The sequence below is a fragment of the Pantoea sp. PvP021 genome, assembly GCF_054056055.1.
Genome location: NZ_JBSRXX010000001.1, coordinates 210,153 through 225,996 on the forward strand (window position 1 = coordinate 210,153; position 15,844 = coordinate 225,996).

At 55.7% G+C, this 15,844-nt stretch carries 14 protein-coding genes; 8 read left to right on the forward strand and 6 right to left on the reverse strand.

From position 1 onward, the window contains the following. Positions 1-288: 288 nt before the first annotated feature. On the forward strand, positions 289-1,410 hold the full coding sequence (locus tag ACVKSX_RS00820; RefSeq protein ID WP_163640073.1) for a Gfo/Idh/MocA family protein: 1,122 nt from the start codon (positions 289-291) through the stop codon (positions 1,408-1,410). 90 nt (positions 1,411-1,500) lie between these two features. Here ACVKSX_RS00820 and ACVKSX_RS00825 read toward each other — a convergent pair whose 3' ends face one another. The 3 genes from ACVKSX_RS00825 to ACVKSX_RS00835 all read right to left on the reverse strand — a co-directional run bounded on the left by ACVKSX_RS00825 (position 1,501) and on the right by ACVKSX_RS00835 (position 4,442). Next, positions 1,501-2,331, reverse strand: a complete 831-nt coding sequence (locus ACVKSX_RS00825; RefSeq protein WP_354438198.1) for a glycosyltransferase family 8 protein — start codon at positions 2,329-2,331, stop codon at positions 1,501-1,503. 12 nt (positions 2,332-2,343) lie between these two features. Next, a complete protein-coding gene (locus ACVKSX_RS00830; RefSeq protein ID WP_132500078.1) occupies positions 2,344-3,726 on the reverse strand; it encodes a D-arabinono-1,4-lactone oxidase in 1,383 nt (460 codons plus the stop codon). 83 nt (positions 3,727-3,809) lie between these two features. Next, positions 3,810-4,442, reverse strand: coding sequence for a TetR family transcriptional regulator (locus ACVKSX_RS00835; RefSeq protein WP_010670932.1), 633 nt, complete (start codon positions 4,440-4,442; stop codon positions 3,810-3,812). 151 nt (positions 4,443-4,593) lie between these two features. On the opposite strand from ACVKSX_RS00835, the gene ACVKSX_RS00840 reads away from it, so the two are divergent. Beyond that, positions 4,594-5,133, forward strand: a complete 540-nt coding sequence (locus ACVKSX_RS00840; RefSeq protein WP_010247968.1) for a DUF2058 domain-containing protein — start codon at positions 4,594-4,596, stop codon at positions 5,131-5,133. A 16-nt stretch (positions 5,134-5,149) separates the two neighbouring features. On the opposite strand, the gene ACVKSX_RS00845 is transcribed toward ACVKSX_RS00840, so the two are convergent. After that, positions 5,150-5,848, reverse strand: coding sequence for an RluA family pseudouridine synthase (locus ACVKSX_RS00845; protein ID WP_354438199.1), 699 nt, complete (start codon positions 5,846-5,848; stop codon positions 5,150-5,152). Between ACVKSX_RS00845 and ACVKSX_RS00850 the strand changes: the two genes are divergently transcribed. Both ACVKSX_RS00850 and ACVKSX_RS00855 read left to right on the forward strand, forming a co-directional pair. Then, positions 5,838-6,140 (forward strand): hypothetical protein, encoded by a 303-nt coding sequence (locus ACVKSX_RS00850; RefSeq protein ID WP_155740577.1) that lies wholly within the window; start codon positions 5,838-5,840, stop codon positions 6,138-6,140. The genes ACVKSX_RS00845 and ACVKSX_RS00850 overlap by 11 nt on opposite strands. A 116-nt stretch (positions 6,141-6,256) precedes the next feature. Beyond that, the gene (locus tag ACVKSX_RS00855) at positions 6,257-6,517 is read left to right on the forward strand and encodes a hypothetical protein (RefSeq protein ID WP_010247965.1); all 261 of its coding nucleotides are present in this window, start codon (positions 6,257-6,259) and stop codon (positions 6,515-6,517) included. Between the two features lie 428 nt (positions 6,518-6,945). Here the strand turns inward: ACVKSX_RS00855 and ACVKSX_RS00860 are convergent, their stop codons facing one another. After that, positions 6,946-8,868 (reverse strand): methyl-accepting chemotaxis protein, encoded by a 1,923-nt coding sequence (locus ACVKSX_RS00860; RefSeq protein ID WP_354438200.1) that lies wholly within the window; start codon positions 8,866-8,868, stop codon positions 6,946-6,948. A 713-nt stretch (positions 8,869-9,581) separates the two neighbouring features. Here ACVKSX_RS00860 and ACVKSX_RS00865 point away from each other — a divergent pair. Genes ACVKSX_RS00865 through ACVKSX_RS00880 form a run of 4 tightly spaced genes read left to right on the forward strand, consistent with a single transcriptional unit; the run spans position 9,582 to position 14,453 of the window. After that, the gene (locus tag ACVKSX_RS00865) at positions 9,582-10,490 is read left to right on the forward strand and encodes an ABC transporter substrate-binding protein (protein ID WP_354438201.1); all 909 of its coding nucleotides are present in this window, start codon (positions 9,582-9,584) and stop codon (positions 10,488-10,490) included. After that, on the forward strand, positions 10,457-11,380 hold the full coding sequence (locus tag ACVKSX_RS00870; RefSeq protein ID WP_033767719.1) for an amino acid ABC transporter permease: 924 nt from the start codon (positions 10,457-10,459) through the stop codon (positions 11,378-11,380). The genes ACVKSX_RS00865 and ACVKSX_RS00870 overlap by 34 nt, the downstream gene beginning before the upstream one ends. Next, on the forward strand, positions 11,373-12,134 hold the full coding sequence (locus ACVKSX_RS00875) for an amino acid ABC transporter ATP-binding protein (protein ID WP_022624977.1): 762 nt from the start codon (positions 11,373-11,375) through the stop codon (positions 12,132-12,134). The genes ACVKSX_RS00870 and ACVKSX_RS00875 overlap by 8 nt, the downstream gene beginning before the upstream one ends. A 33-nt stretch (positions 12,135-12,167) precedes the next feature. Then, entirely contained in the window at positions 12,168-14,453 is a 2,286-nt protein-coding gene (locus tag ACVKSX_RS00880) for a molybdopterin-dependent oxidoreductase (protein ID WP_354438202.1), read from the forward strand. 5 nt (positions 14,454-14,458) lie between these two features. On the opposite strand, the gene ACVKSX_RS00885 is transcribed toward ACVKSX_RS00880, so the two are convergent. Beyond that, positions 14,459-15,769: an MmgE/PrpD family protein gene (locus tag ACVKSX_RS00885; RefSeq protein WP_354438204.1), complete on the reverse strand. Its 1,311-nt coding sequence runs from the start codon at positions 15,767-15,769 to the stop codon at positions 14,459-14,461. Between the last annotated feature and the right edge of the window lie 75 nt (positions 15,770-15,844).

Sequence of the window (15,844 nt, forward strand, 5' to 3'; positions counted from 1 at the left end):
AAAGCTCTTTTTCATAAATTAGCGCGACTGCTGAAATAGTCGCCACTATGGCGTTTTAAGCACTGAAAGAGTGGCCTGTGCGGCTGACTCATCCGGCAAAACGCCACATGTAAAACTGAGGTGTTTATGAGGTGTTCTGGCGCTGTATTGTCCTTGTCAGGCGTCCGGGCGCGTGATTTAACCGGATAGTTTTTTACGGGCGTCACAAAGTCTCCATTCTGGCTTTGTCAGCAATAAAAACGAAACGTAGATTCCATTTCAACCCTGAACAGAATCTCTGGAGTTGAAATGAACAAAGTCAGAATCGGCATGATTGGCAGCGGCTATATCGGACGCTGCCACGCGATTGCATATGCGCAGGCTCCCACCGTATTTGCGCTGAAAGGCGAAATCGTGCGGGAGATGCTGGCTGAAGTGAACCCCGAGCTGGCCGCCCGTCAGGCGGCGACCTTTGGTTTCGCGCGCTCGACGGGGGACTGGCGCGCGCTGGTCAGCGACCCGGCGATTGATGTCGTGGATATCTGCGCCCCCAACTTCCTGCATAAAGAGATGGCGCTGGAGGCGATACGCCATGGCAAACACGTTTATTCAGAAAAGCCGCTGTCATTAAGCGTGGCGGATGCGCAGGAGATGGTGGCGGCAGCCGATGCGGCCGGAGTCAAAACGCTGGTGGGCTTCAACTATATGAAAAACCCCACCAGCCAGCTGGCGAAAGAGATCATTGCCAATGGTGAGATAGGCGACGTGGTGCATTTCTACGGCACCCATAACGAGGATTATCTCGCCAGACCGGAAACGCCGCTCGACTGGCACTGTCAGAAAGCGCTGGCAGGCCTCGGTGCGCTTGGCGATCTGGCGGCGCATATCGTTAATATGGCGCACTACCTGGTTGGTGACATTGCTGAGGTCAGCGGCGACATGATGACGGTGATCGCCTCAAGGCCCGACCCAAAAGAGCCTGCGCGGCAGTTATCGGTCGAAAACGAAGATCAGGCCAGCGCGCTGCTTCGCTTCCATAACGGTGCGCACGGCGTGATTGAAACCTCACGCATCGCCTGTGGCGCAAAGATGGGACTGACTTACGTTGTCACCGGCACCAAAGGCACACTGCGCTACACCCAGGAGCGCATGGCGGAGCTGGAACTCTATCTGCATGATGAACCGGCCGGGCGTCAGGGATTTAAAACTATCCTGACCGGACCAGCACACCCTGACTACGCAAATTTCTGTGTTTCTGCCGGACACGGCATCGGCTTTAACGATCAGAAAACGGTGGAGATTCGCGACCTGATCAACGGCATCGCAGCGGGCGACCGCATGTGGCCCGATTTTGCAGAGGGATTGCAGGTTCAGAAGGTACTGGAAGCGATTGCTCACTCAGCAGTGCAACGCCGCTGGATTGAGGTATAGGGCAGAATCAGAGGGATAGAGGGTATTGCCGATGTGTTGATTAACACTGGCGGGCAGGGCGGGAAACGTTGGCTTCCCGCCCGCAGCCGATCAGATCAGACCGCTTTTTTCCCACCACAATTTATCCAGCGCATAAAAGCGATCGCGCTGACTCTCGGGCTGGCTGAGATCGCGTTTCCACGGTTTTGCCAGAATATAGTGCAGGTTCTTCACCTCATCATCGTGCCAGAGACCGCTATGCTGAAACGGCAGCGTTTTCAAGGCATTGTAGATGTAAGAGAGCGGCTTCCAGCGATCGGCAAACACTTCATTCAGCAGATCCTGCTCGGAGAAGGGATAGTTACTGAGATCATCAATGGCGGCAATACGCTTTTCCAGTGCGTCGAACATCGCATTATCGGGCTTCAGCACCAGAAAACCGCCGTTCAGGTAAAGATCCACACTCTCTGGCGCCTTCTCTCCGCGCGCCTGCCAGGTATAGTGGCACTGCTCAGGCTGCCACTCTGCCGGAAAAGAGGCAATCTGGTTGGGATTACAGCGGCAGGCGTGACAGGCGGCGAGCGGGTTATCGCCCAGATCCAGGGTAAAAAGCTCATCCATGTTTTGAAGGACCAGCATATCGGCATCCAGAAATACGACGCGCTCATAATCGGTTAGCTGCCAGGCGCGCAGCTTGGTCCAGACTTCGCCGAACTGCGCCGATGCGTAGTGCTGATCCAGATCGTCGCGCGGATAGAGGGGCTCGACCGGTTTAATGACACAGCCCTCATCCTGCAAAATCTGACAGTCAGACGCTGAAATCGCCGGCGTGGTCATCACCACCAGCGGCCACTGGCTCTGGCTCTGTTGCAGCGAACGGTGCAGCGCTTTCACGCCCACCAGATAATCGGGTTGAGTTAACAGCGTTACCCAGGCAAACATAGCTTTCCTCAATCAGTCAAAAAGTGGCGTGATGTAGTCGTTACCCAGTCGGCCATTTGGGTCGAGCTGGCTGCGCAGGGCGCGGAAGGCGTCCCACTGCGGATAGATCTCACGCCAGTTGTAACGTTCTTCATCGTAATATTTGCCCCAGTGCGGGCGTCCGCCCTCTTCGGCCAGCAGTTTTTCCACTTCAGTCAGGAAGTGCAGTCCTTCCTGTGACAGCGAACCATCGTCGGCGTAATAGACCACGAAGCCGAAAAAGCAGGTTGGCTGGTCAGCGGCCGGACTGAGCCAGGCCGATGATGCACCGGTGCAGCGCAGGATAATCGGGTAGTGCATATGCGGACGGTTCTCGGCATACCACTGCTTGATGCGGCGAATGATGGCCGGGGTTTTTGCCAGCGGCACGCCGATTTCCACATTGATCTGCGGCACCGCAATGCCGCGGCAGAAGAGCTGGTAAATGTCACCGGTAACATCGGTGAAATCACGAAAACGGGTGACGGTGCGAAACTGTTTTCCCCCTTTGCCCTCAATCTGCGTATCGCGGTGCATATGTGCCAGCGTCTGGTCGATAGTGTCGTTGAGGCTTTCGTCAACGTCGCCCTCATGTTCCACCACCTGACGACCCTGCGCTTCGTAGCGCTGACGCTCTTCGTCACTCGCCTCATGGGCGTTCCAGACGTGCATCAGGTTGTCATCGACAAACCACCAGGCTTTGCTCAGCGGATAGTCGTTGTTCCAGCGCAGCAGATCCTCTTCAAGGGTATCGGCAGAGACGGCATATTTGTGGCAGGTGAAGATGCTAAACGGCTGGGTACGCAGGGTTACCGCGGTAACAATGCCTAGTGCGCCCAGTGAGACCTGCGCTGCCGGGAAGTCAGCGTCGCCACGAACAAATTCGCGCACGCTGCCATCGGCCAGCACCATTCTGATTGCCAGCGCTTCGTCGGCAATCGAACTCTGCTGCAATCCCTGGCCGTGCGTTCCGGTCGCCATCGCGCCCGCCAGCGTCTGAATGGCAATCACGCCTGGCGATGAAGCCAGCATGCGGTTCATTTCGGTCAGGCTGCGATAGACCTGCTCAAGCGGGGTCGCGCCACCAAAGGTCACGCTCTGTTCATCACTGGCAAGCTGGCCGCTCAGTGCGCTGAGATCGAGCAGCACATCGTCATCACTGACATGCAGCATACGACCAGGCGACAGCTTGCTGCCGATCACCCGAATCTGGCCGTGTGACTCCCGGATAAGTCTCTGTAATTCCGCTTCACTGGCGGGACGCTGAACCTGGTGACGGCTGCCGATTTGCGCGTTCTGCGCCCAGTTCCACAGCGCATCATCATCGGGTTCAACATGGGTCTGACGAAGCGGATAGAGGCGTGCATCTCTGCTCACAACAGCATTCCTTATTATTGCATTTTAGTGACAAGTATCAGTAAGCGTAGACTATGGCTAAGCGCAGCCCGGCCTGCGGGCAATTATTTGCGGATATAGCGTAACGTTGCGGTTACAGCCAGCTGACGATTGCGGCGGATACTCTCTGCTTCGCTGTTGTCCGGGCTGAAAAGGGCGTTGAAGGTGTAGCGGTTTGAGACGTGATGAACGCAGATACTGCTGATCAGGCGATGGACATCGATGGTCTGCACATCGGCAGTGAACACGCCCTGTTGCTGACCGCGTGCCAGGATGTCATCCAGCAGATCCAGCGCGCTGCGGTTAAGGGCTTTAATCTGCGGCGACTGGGTGATGTAGCGCCCGCGCAACAGGTTCTCACTGCAGACCAGCCGGATAAAATCGGGATGCTCGACATGGTAATCAAAACTGGCTTCCACAAGGCGGGTCATGGCCAGTTCCGGCTCCATCGCCGCCAGGTTCAGGCCGGTTTCGTGCTGACGTATCTGCTGATAAACCTGCTCCAGCACGTGGATATAAAGCTGCTCTTTACTGCCAAAGTGATAGACCACCATGCGTTTAGTGGTTTGCGCATGCTCAGCAATCTGCTCCATCCTGGCACCCTGCATACCAAACTCCGCGAAGGTTTTCAGTGCGCCTGCGATGATGCGTTTTTTCAGCCCTTCAGGGTCATTTTTACGTTTTGTTAGCTCTGACATGGTGCTCAATAAGGTGATTTTGACCGGGGAATGTTAGCACAGTGTTGAGAGGCTGCCCGCAATCGCGGGCGCGGCAGGTGCGGCAACCTGGTACAGCCCGGACGATTACAGGTATAATCCCGGACATTATTTCACAGGTTCAGAGACGACAATGACAAAACTCACCTTGCAAGAGCAGATGCTGAAAGCGGGATTAGTATCCAGCAAAAAAATGGACAAGGTTCAGCGGACAGCGAAGAAATCCAGAGTTCAGGCACGCGAAGCCAGAGCGGCGGTGGAAGATAACAAAAAAGCGCAGCTTGAGCGGGATAAGCAGCTGAACGAACAGCAGAAGCTGGCTGTGCTGTCTAAAGAGTACAAAGCGCAGGTCAAACAGCTGATCGAAATGAACAAAATTGACGTGGCAAGAGGCAACATCAGCTTCAACTTCACCGACAATAACCTGATCAAAAAGATTATGGTGGATAAACTGACGCAGACTCAGCTGATCAATGGGCGTCTCGCCATTGCCCGCCTGGCGGCTGACAATAATGGCGAGAGCCAGTACGCTATCATCCCGGCCAGCGTAGCGGATAAAATTGCGCAGCGTGATGCCAGTGCCATCGTATTAAACAGTGCATTAAGCGAAGAAGCACAGGACGAAGATGATCCTTATGCTGATTTCAAAGTGCCCGATGATTTGATGTGGTAACAGCGCGCTGACGCATTCAGAACGGGCTGTCGGCAGAGAGTTGCAGCGTGCTGCCGCTGACAGGGTGAACAAACGTCAGTGCGCTGGCGTGCAACATCAGTCTCTCTGCCTGATCTGCGCCAGGCAGCAAAAGCCCGCCGTAGAGATCACAGCCCAGAATCGGGTGCCCCAGTTGCTGACAGTGAATGCGCAGCTGATGGGTGCGCCCGGTTTCCGGCATCAGTTCAACCCGCGTGACCGGCAATCCCTTTCCCTTTTTTTCCTGATAATAACCGCGTTCCATGACCCGGTAGCGTGAGCGCGCAGGTTTCCCCTGGATCGGGCAAATCACCATCCGGGGAAACTGCGCCGGATCTTTCGCTATCGCGGCATCAATAACGCCTTCGTCATCGGCAAGGTGCCCGCACAGCAGCGACTGATAAGTTTTACGCACGCTGCGCTGGCTGAATTGCTGGCAGAGTGCCGCATTAATCGTTTTGCTGCGTGCGACGGCCATCAGCCCGGAGGTGCCAAAATCGAGCCGATGAACCAGCGTGCAGCCAGGAAAAAGCTTCACCAGCCGATGATGCACCGAATCGAGGTTTTGCGGATTTTTGCCTGACAGGCTCAGCAAACCGCTGGGTTTATTGATCACCAGCAGATGGTCGTCCTGAAAGAGGAGGGTTATCTCATCAAAGCAGGGCGGGGCGATAAACGTATCGATAATGGCAGACATCGGGCAACCGGCAGGTAAATGGCAACGGATCATAACCGATCGGCCGGTCACTGACGATGCCGCGCGCAGCCATTATTCTTCGCTGATCGTTTCCCCGCTTTGCGTGAAGAGTGACTGGCCAGCCTGCTGCGTTTCAAATTTGCCATGGGCAGCAAAAACGGAGCAGACCGTTGCAGCCAGCAGCGTAAGGAGAATGGAAAGTTTCATGGTGACATCCCATCGTGAATTTAAAAGCAAGTCTGACAGGAAGGGCGGCAGAGACAAACAGAACAATCCGGAAAAAAAACATTAAGAACATTTGTTCAGCAAGTTGCGCGATTTTTAGTGATAAATTCGGGCAGTTCTCTCTTTTACGACTACAGTCTCTGGTGAGGTTGTCATCAATTCGTATCTAATGGAGGATTTTCTGTGTTATTTCAAAACGACGAGAAAGGCCACGTCATTATTGGCGAAGCGGCACTAAGCCTTGCCCTGGGTGAAAAAGAAATCAGTATCGCAACACTCTTTACCCAACTGGGTTATATGGCGAAATCTGAAAGCAACGCGGATCGGCTGACGAAAATCGCCGAAGCCAGAAGCTGGCTGAGTAGTTTTGAGTCACCGGCGATTGCTCAACAGCAGGTGCCGTACCTGCAGACGCTTGCAAGCCTGAACGAAGAGCTGAACTAGCAGTAACGGAACTGATGCCAATGGACGTAGTCCGGCTCCGGCCGGAAAACGACGAAGCGGACGACCTCATCGGTTGCGCGAAAGCGTAGACCGGCCGGAGAAGCTGTCAGGGACGACAACTCTCTCCATCGCTTCTGTACAGGCCGATCGCGATTCTTTTCTATCCTCATTTCAAAGCCAGCCGGGATATAAACCGGAATCATCAGGCACGAGCCAGCTTGTTTCAGCTGTCGTGGCCGATAATATGACCTTCCCTCAGTTTCCGGATGCTCGCCTGACCATATCATTCCCGCGTTAACCGCTACGGCTTATTATCTTCTGATTAATCAGATCACTTATTTGTCTGAAGAGGGCTGTTATTTCAGCCAGCCTCAATAATTAAGGCTGGCTCTATTTACGGTCAGACAGAATTAACGCTTCGCTAACCGTTAAAAGCTTTCCCAGCTCGAGTCTGCGGATGCATTAACGGGCGCAGCGGGTACTAAACGCGGTGACAGGGCAGGTGCGCCCCGGCTGCTACTGCTCTGCCCGGGAGAGAGACGGAATACGGCTACTGTTTTTTCCAGTTCATCTGCCTGAGATTCAAGTGAGCTGGCTGCGGCGGAGGACTCTTCAACCAGCGCGGCGTTCTGTTGCGTCGTGGTATCCATCTCGGCCATTGCCGTGGCGATCTGAGAAATGCCGCGGTTTTGCTCGTCAGAGGCGGCAGCAATTTCACCCATAATATCTTTAACCTGACTGACAGAGCGGACGATGTCATCCATGGTGGTACCGGCGCGTTCCACAAATTCAGAACCATCATGAACCCGATCAAGTGACTCGCGTATCAGCGTTTCAATCTCTTTGGCGGCCAGTGAACTGCGCTGGGCCAGATTTCTGACTTCACCGGCAACCACCGCAAATCCGCGACCCTGCTCTCCGGCTCGTGCCGCTTCGACGGCGGCGTTAAGGGCCAGGATATTGGTCTGGAAGGAGATGCTGTTGATGACATGAATGATCTCGCCGATTTTGCCCGAACTCTGGCTGATGTTGTTCATGGTTTCGATAACGTCACGGATAATCTCGCCACCACGTCCGGCATTCACTGACGCGTCTGTCGCCAGCTGACTCGCATGGTGAGCGTTCTCCGCATTCTGTTTCACCGTTGAAGAGAGCTCTTCCATGCTGGCCGCGGTCTGAACCACTGCGGCAGACTGCTGTTCTGTGCGGGATGAAAGATCGGTATTACCTGCCGCGATTTCCGCCGAGGCACGCGCCACGCTGCTGACGCCATCACGCACGTTGGTGATGATGTTCTGCAGGCTGATATTCATTGCATCTACCGCCTGCATCAGCTGACCTAACTCATCACCACGTGTGGTTTTCAGTGAGGTTGTTAAATCACCCGCGGCAATAAGTTGCGCTGCGTTCAGCGTCTCTTTCAATGGCAGCGTAATGTTGCGGGTGATCCGCCAGGCAATCAGCAGACTCAGAACCACACAAATCAGCGCGGCAAAAGCAATGCGCCACTCCGCCTGTTTGATAAATTCAGAGGATAGCTGGGACTGATAGGCAAAGGTATCGGAGACCACCGCATTGAGCCGCTCTGCGGTGGTGGTCAGGCCCGCCGATTCGCTCTTTTCTTTCTCTGTCGCATCGACATAGCGCGTTAAAGCCTGGCGTTGCTGCGTCAGAGTGCTGAGCACATTTCGCGTTACGTCATTAATATTTGGCTGGGCGAAAATATCCAGTTGCTCGCTCAGGGTGTTGATAGCGGTGTATTCTTCAAGAATCGCCTCTCTGCTGGCCTCAGACGGCTTATCGAGAAACGCTTTTTCAACATTGGCCGCATCAAACAGCGCTGCGGCCAGGTGCATGACCGGCAGCGCCGCATCGGGTGTCAGAGCCATATCGAGTGATTCAAACTGATGCGCAAGCGCAATCAGGGCACCCGGTTTAATGGCATCAAAGGCGCTGCTTGTCGCCTGCGCAGCAGTCACGAATGTCTGGCGCTGATTCTGATAATCGTTAAGTAACTGCCCCATCAGCGCGACTTTCTGCTGGCCCATCTCATCCCATTTGAATCCATCCAGCCGTTTATAAAGGGCATCTAACTCCTTCAGGGCCTGAACGTTCTGCGTGGCAAATTTGGAATCTTTGGTGTACTGGTAGAGGGTGCGGTTAAGGCGTGCCTTGCTTAACGTGTTTACCATCTCCACGGTAATCGTGCGCCGGGCGGAGTTGTCTTTAATACTGCGAAAACAATCGAAAGCGATAAAAGTAATGGCGAGGGAGGCAGCAATGACGACGATAAAACCGACGCCCAGTTTTTTCCCAATTTTAATATCGGAGATGCGTTGAGCAAGGCCCATAAGGTTCACCTTTAGTGAGATATCAGAAGCAGAGAAGAGGCTGTGAAATAATTCAAAGATGATCTTCTTATCGTCAGCGCCAGACGAAGCTTTAATATTATTTATGCTTACTCCATGATCTGATTAATGAGGCTTTCATTATTCTCAAGGGAAACTATCTGCCTGCTAATCTTTGATTTACTTCGTGTAATGTATTGATAATTTTGATTAAAATTATGATTTCCGTGCCTGCTGCAGTCTTTACATTACCTGAATAAATAGTTATTGATTTTGATCAAATAAGTCCCGGATAAAAGAATCGGTCAGGCGCAGAGGGATGATTTTTCAATAAATACTTATCAATGAAATTATATTTTTATTAATCATCAGAGCCTGGCTGTGCCAATTAATTCACCGCAGTATGACGTTTTCTCGCCTCGCCAATCCTTACCAAACTGCTCATCTCTTCGGTCACAGGATGCCAGCGCCTGTTCAACAGCCTCGCAACGCGCGCCATTGCCATATTCCAGCAAAATATTCCCGGTTTTAGCATTTGTGATCGCCGCCGGTCTTCACTGAGAATGACAACAGAACGTTACGAGGATGATAAAAGCTCTGGAGCCCGCCGCTTATCTGGCTTTCTTTCAGCGCTGACAACAGGTCACGATCGCTTTTCCCTCTGGGGGAACATTTTAAATATCAGGAGAAAGGTTCCGGTGAAATTGATAAAAAGAATGACCCTTTTCACACTCGTGCTCAACGCATCCGTCAGCTTTGCGGCAGAACCCTCAGTGCCTGCTGACAGCAGCATACATGTTAAAGCCGATCCGGCGCTGAAAACGCTGATTCCTGCGGATATCCTCAAGCGTGGCTACATTGTGGCAGGAACAAACCCGAATACGCCGCCAACTACCTTTTATAAAGAAGATAATAAGACGCTGGCCGGTCGCGAAATCGACATCATGAATGCGGTGGGTGAACGTCTGGGTATCGCGGTAGAGTGGCGCGACACGGGCGGCTTCGACAACATCATTCCCGGTCTGAAAACCGGACGTTACGATGTGGCGCTGTCGAACATAAATGCCACACCGACCCGCCTGAAACAGATCGACTTTGTCGGCTACTACAACGCCAGCCTGCTGGGAATTATTTCCCGAAAAGACGCCAGTATCGCCCCGTTTAAATCACTCAGTGACGTCTGCGGCAAAGAGGTCGGCGCCGGTTCCGGTACCACCCAGGTTACGCGGCTGGAAGAAGCCAGTAAAGCCTGTGAGGCCGCAGGTAAGCAGCCCATCAAGGTAGCGATATTCCCGGATCGTCCGGCTGGCGTGCAGGCGGTGGTCAGCGGGCGCGTACCGCTGTTCCTGGGTCCCTATGAGGGGCTGCTGTGGCAGGTTAAGGTAATCAAACCGCTGACCATGAGCGGCGAAATCACCGTTAACGATGCACCGGTCTCTGTCGCTTTCCCAAAAGCCTCTCCACTTGAACCTGCCGTGCAGGCCGCGCTGAACTCATTAATCAAAGATGGCAGCTACCGGAAAATCCTCGATAACTGGGGAATCGGATTTGGTGCTGTGACCGAAGCCCGACGCAACGAAGAGATTTTTAAATTAGTGAGATTCAGAACCACACTGACGATCTGAAAATCGTCAGTAAACGCTACTACGGACGCTGGCTGAGTGCGCTGGTGGTGCTGTTGTGCGTGGTGGCGATGGCACATTCGATGATTAACAATCCGCGCTTTGAGTGGGGGATCATCGCAGACAACTTCACTGCGCCCTCCATTCTGCAGGGGGTGTTAATGACGCTGCAGCTCACCGCCATTTCAGTGGTGCTGGGCTTTGCCTTCGGCACGGTGCTGGCGCTGATGCGTCTCTCATCAAACCCGGTTCTGGTTGCGGTGAGCTGGGCCTACACCTGGTTTTTCCGTGGTGTGCCGATGCTGGTGCAGCTGTTTCTCTGGTACAACATCGCGGCGCTCTATCCCAGAATAGCGCTGTCGATTCCCGGTTTAGGTGAAATCTGGAGTGCACAGTCCAACGCGCTGGTCAGCCCGTTTAGTGCGGCAGTGATCGCGCTGGTCATGCATCAGTCCGCCTATGCCGCAGAAATTGTGCGCGCGGGTATCCAGAGCGTGGGTAATGGGCAGATTGAAGCGGCACGCGCGCTTGGATATCGCCCGGCTCAGATTTTCCGTCATACCGTTTTACCGCAGGCGATGCGCGCCATTATGCCGCCAGCGGGTAACGAGATCATTGGCCAGTTGAAAACCACGGCAGTGGTGTCAGTGATTTCTCTGCAGGATGTGCTGTTTTCGGCGCAGATTATCTATCAGCGCACCTATGAAGTGATCCCGCTGCTGCTGGTCGCCACCCTGTGGTATCTGCTGATGACCTCAGTGCTGTCAGTGGGCCAGTATTACGTGGAGCGTTATTTTGGCCGCGGTGTCACGCGACGTGAAAAGCGCAGCCTATGGCCGTCGTTGCCGCGCTTTTCGCTGCCGAAAACCCAAAGGAGTGTGAGCAATGGCTGAAGCAATTGCACTGCGCAAGGTCACTAAGCGCTTCTCTGGCGTAACCATCCTCGACGACGTTAACCTGGATATACCTGCCGGGTCGGTCACGGTGATTCTGGGGCCATCCGGCTCCGGTAAATCCACGCTGCTGCGCTGCATTAATCACCTTGAGAAGCTGGATGGTGGCACCATCCGTATCGGCGGCCAGATGGTGGGATACCGACAAAAAGGCCAGGCGCTGCACGAACTCAACAGCAGTGCCATTGCACGCCAGCGGGCGGAAATCGGCATGGTGTTTCAGCAATTCAACCTGTTCCCGCACCGTACCGTGTTGCAGAACATCACGGATGCGCCGATGCGGGTGAAAAAGCAGAGCCGCCATCAGGCGACCAGCAAAGCACTGGCGCTGCTGAAACAGGTGGGGCTGTCTGGTCGCGAAGATGAGTGGCCGCAAAACCTTTCCGGTGGTCAGCAGCAGCGCGTTGCGATTGCCCGCGCACTGGCGATGGATCCTGGCGTTATGTTGTTTGATGAACCGACCTCGGCGCTTGACCCGGAACTGGTGGGTGAAGTGCTGCAGGTCATTAAACAGCTGGCGCATTCCGGTATCACCATGGTGGTTGTCACCCATGAAATCGGATTTGCCCGCGAGGTCGCCGATAACATCGTCTTTATGGAGAGCGGCAAAATTGTGGCGGCTGGCCCGACGCAGCAGGTACTCGACGATCCGGACAACGGACGCGTCAGAAACTTTATCGCAACGGTGCTCTGAGCACCGTTTCTTTTGTGATAACCAGGAAGCAGGATGACGCAAAAACCGGTAATGCACAGCGCCCACTGGGGCGCTTTTCACGCTGAGCGCAGCGGCGATCAACTGCTTATTGAGCCGTTCGTGGGCGATCCCGACCCCAGTCCGCTGTTGCAAAACTTCCGTCATTCACTTAATCACCCGGCACGCGTCGCACGGCCGATGATACGGCGTGGCTGGCTGGAAAACGGGCCTGGCCCGGATCGGCGTCGTGGGGCAGATGAATATGTCGCGGTTAGCTGGGAGGAAGCCAGTCATCGGGTTGCACTGGAGCTTAAGCGGGTCGGTGAGGCTTACGGCCCGGCGGGGATTTTTGGCGGATCTTACGGATGGTCAAGCGCAGGCCGTTTCCATCACGCCCAAAGTCAGGTGCACCGTTTCCTGAACACCACGCTGGGCGGCTATGTTCGCTCAGTTAACAGCTACAGCTCCGGCGCGGCATCGGTTTTGCTGCCGCATATTGTGGGCGACATGAATGAAGTCGCCCGGCGTGGCGTGAGCTGGGAAGAGATTGCCGGTCACAGCGAGGTGGTGCTGGCGTTTGGCGGGCTGGCGCTGAAAAATGCCCAGGTGGCCAGCGGCGGCCTGAGTGAGCATACCGAGCGCGGTTTTATGCAGCGTACAGCACAGCGCGGCACCCGTTTTATCTCGGTAAGCCCACTGAAAAGCGATTTGCCAGAGGAAGCACAGGGTGAGTGGCTGGCGCTGCGACCCGGAACGGATGCGGCGTTTATACTCGGCCTGCTGGCGGTATTAATCACCGAAGGGTTAACCGATGAGGCATTTCTGGCGCGCTACTGTGTCGGCTGGCCTCAGATGGTGGCCTACATCCGGGGTGAAGAGGATGGCGTGGTGCGTGACGCGCCGTGGGCGGCCGCGATCTGTGGCGTCAGCAGCGACCTGATCAGGCAGTTCGCCCGACAGCTGCACGGCAAGCGCGTACTGGTTACGGTCGCCCATGCCTTACAACGCGCCGAGCATGGTGAACAACCGGTGTGGCTTGGCCTGGTGCTGGCGGCGGCACTCGGACAGCCCGGGCTGCCCGGCGGCGGCTATACCTATGCACTGGGTGCGCTGGGCCATTATGGCAAACATCACAATCTGGTCAGCTTTCCGTCCCTGCCGCAGGGCAAAAATGGCATCGACCGCTTTATTCCGGTAGCCCGTCTTGCCGATATGCTGCTCAATCCCGGCACCAGGTTTGACTACAATGGCCGTCAGCTTACTTATCCTCATATCCGGCTGGCTTACTGGGCGGGTGGCAATCCGTTTCACCACCATCAGGATCTGGCCCGGCTGCGTCAGGCGTTCTGCCAGCTGGATACGTTCATCGTGCATGAGAGCGTCTGGACCGCCAGTGCGCGTCATGCTGATATTGTCCTGCCCGCCACCATGACCCTGGAGCGTGAGGATATCGGCGGTGCGCCGACCGATCGCCATTTAATCGCCATGCAGCCAGTGGCACAGCCTTACGCCGAAGCCAGGGACGATTACACGATTTTCCGTGAGCTGGCCCGGCAACTTGGCCGGGAAGAAGCGTTTAGTGAAAGGCGCGATGCGCGTGGCTGGTTGCAGCATCTTTACCATCAGTTTCAGGAAAAACTGGCGGCGCTTCAGGTGCAGACACCGGATTTTAATCAGTTCTGGCAGCAGGGCATCCTGGCGTTGCCGCAGGTGAAGGATGGTGGACGGATGATCAATGCGTTTCGCGCAGACCCTGATGCTGCACCGCTGCCCACAGCAGGCGGCAAAATTGAGATCTTCTCCGCCACTATCGCCAGCTTTGGTTATGACAACTGTCCCGGCCATCCGGTATGGCGTGAACCCCAGCAAAAACCCAGCGCCGACTACCCATTCTGGCTGATTGCCAATCAGCCCGCGACGCGCCTGCACAGCCAGCTCGATTTTGGTGATTTCAGTCAGAGTGGCAAGCGTGGCGGGCGTGAAGTCTGTAGCCTCAACAGCGAGGATGCGGCAGCCCGGGCTATCGCGGATGGCGACATCATTGAGCTTTATAACGATCGGGGCCATGTGCTCGCCAGCGCACGTCTCACCGACACGGTTATGCCTGGCGTGGTACAGCTGCCAACCGGTGCCTGGTACGATCCGGTCGACGCCACTGCCGCCCGTCCGCTTTGTCGTCACGGTAATCCCAATGTGCTGACGCTGGATATCGGGACGTCATCTCTGGCGCAGGGATGTAGCGGGCAGATTACGGTGGTACAGGTGCGTAAATTTGCCGGGGAAGTTACGCCGGTGCAGGCCTTTATTCCCCCGTTATGAGTCGGTTACAGGGCGCTCAGCACTGCGCGGCCCAGCGCCTGCAAATCTGCCGTTGAACGCAGCTCACTGGCTGCCAGCAGATCGGGCGACGACGCCTTCAGCGCCAGCTGCAGTTTCCTGTTTACATCCACACTCTCTGCCAGTGACTGCTGGCGCGTGCGGCGCTGATGCAGCTTTGTGCTATCACTCAGCGTCAGCGTGACGTCATGGAAGCGCAGGGCGGGATTAATCGCATCGGGCGGCGCGCTGTTATCGGGAGTACGACGGACGCGGGCGGCCAGTGGCATAATCTGATGATTGAGATCGCCTTCGGCAAAATCCTGCAAACGCAGATCGCCGTAGATCAGCATCGCAGCAATCACATATTCCAGGCTGAAACGCGCTTCAATGCCGTGCGTCGGAACGGATATGGAAGCGGCGATGTCACCGCCTGGCGGGAAGGCGACGGTGATATCGACAATCTGGCTCAGCAGCGCATCAAGAGGTTTGCCGGCTGCCAGCCACTGCTGGCGCAGCATTTGTGCCGCTTCCGCTGCGCTGTGGGTACCCGCGCAGGTTGGGAAAGGTTTGAACTCCAGTCCGGGCGCGCTAATCCGCCAGGGGCGGCCCCAGTTTTCCAGCAATTTCTCCGGCTGCGCCTGACCCGAACTGCTGGCTGCCAGAAAAGCCTCAATCACACCCGCCTGACGGCCATCTATTCCGGCCAGTGTCAGCAGAGCCGCTGACACCGCACGTTCTGCGGCAAAACCAGCGTGCAGTGGTTTCACTGCCGAACCAAACTGCGCGCGTAGCCCGCTGGCCTGGGTGGCAGCGATCCCCAGCAGGGTCGCGGTTGCATCACTCTCCAGCGCCAGCAAACGCGCCAGTGCCGCCGCCGCTGCCAGGGTGCCCAGCGTTGCCGTGTTGTGATAGCCCAGCGCGTAATGTTGCTGGCTGACAGCCAGTCCCAGACGACCAGCCATTTCCACACCTGTGACGTAAGCATCCAGAAAACTGTTCAGGCGCTTTGGCTGATATTGCTGCCAGGCGAGCAGGGCGGGCAGGATCACTACGCTGGGGTGACCGCGAAAATCGGCATGAAAATCATCGTAGTCCAGCGCATGTCCGGCATAGCCCAGCAGCAGCGCCTGCGAGCGCACGCTGCCGTCGCGGTAGATTGTGCGCAGTGCCGGTAAGCCGCTATCCGGCACCTCGCCCTGTAACACCGGCCAGCTCACCGCCAGGAAGTCCCGCACACCTTCACGCGCGTGCTGGTGCGCTGACTCATCCGGCTGACCATAAAGGATATGTTCAGCCAGCATTACGCTCAGGTTCATTGCGGTCGCTCCGGAAAACGGTGTAGTTCGTGGCGAAACGCGATCGGCTGTTCGCCCAGTGATGCGGGATTATCG

Excerpts from the sequence above, each read along its gene's own strand:
- ACVKSX_RS00820 (WP_163640073.1), top strand. The coding sequence starts at position 289 with ATGAACAAAGTCAGAATCGGCATGATTGGCAGCGGCTATATCGGACGC.
- ACVKSX_RS00825 (WP_354438198.1), bottom strand. The coding sequence starts at position 2,331 with ATGTTTGCCTGGGTAACGCTGTTAACTCAACCCGATTATCTGGTGGGC.
- ACVKSX_RS00835 (WP_010670932.1), bottom strand. The coding sequence starts at position 4,442 with ATGTCAGAGCTAACAAAACGTAAAAATGACCCTGAAGGGCTGAAAAAA.
- ACVKSX_RS00840 (WP_010247968.1), top strand. The coding sequence starts at position 4,594 with ATGACAAAACTCACCTTGCAAGAGCAGATGCTGAAAGCGGGATTAGTA.
- ACVKSX_RS00850 (WP_155740577.1), top strand. The coding sequence starts at position 5,838 with ATGGCAGACATCGGGCAACCGGCAGGTAAATGGCAACGGATCATAACC.
- ACVKSX_RS00845 (WP_354438199.1), bottom strand. The coding sequence starts at position 5,848 with ATGTCTGCCATTATCGATACGTTTATCGCCCCGCCCTGCTTTGATGAG.
- ACVKSX_RS00860 (WP_354438200.1), bottom strand. The coding sequence starts at position 8,868 with ATGGGCCTTGCTCAACGCATCTCCGATATTAAAATTGGGAAAAAACTG.
- ACVKSX_RS00865 (WP_354438201.1), top strand. The coding sequence starts at position 9,582 with ATGACCCTTTTCACACTCGTGCTCAACGCATCCGTCAGCTTTGCGGCA.
- ACVKSX_RS00875 (WP_022624977.1), top strand. The coding sequence starts at position 11,373 with ATGGCTGAAGCAATTGCACTGCGCAAGGTCACTAAGCGCTTCTCTGGC.
- ACVKSX_RS00880 (WP_354438202.1), top strand. The coding sequence starts at position 12,168 with ATGACGCAAAAACCGGTAATGCACAGCGCCCACTGGGGCGCTTTTCAC.
- ACVKSX_RS00885 (WP_354438204.1), bottom strand. The coding sequence starts at position 15,769 with ATGAACCTGAGCGTAATGCTGGCTGAACATATCCTTTATGGTCAGCCG.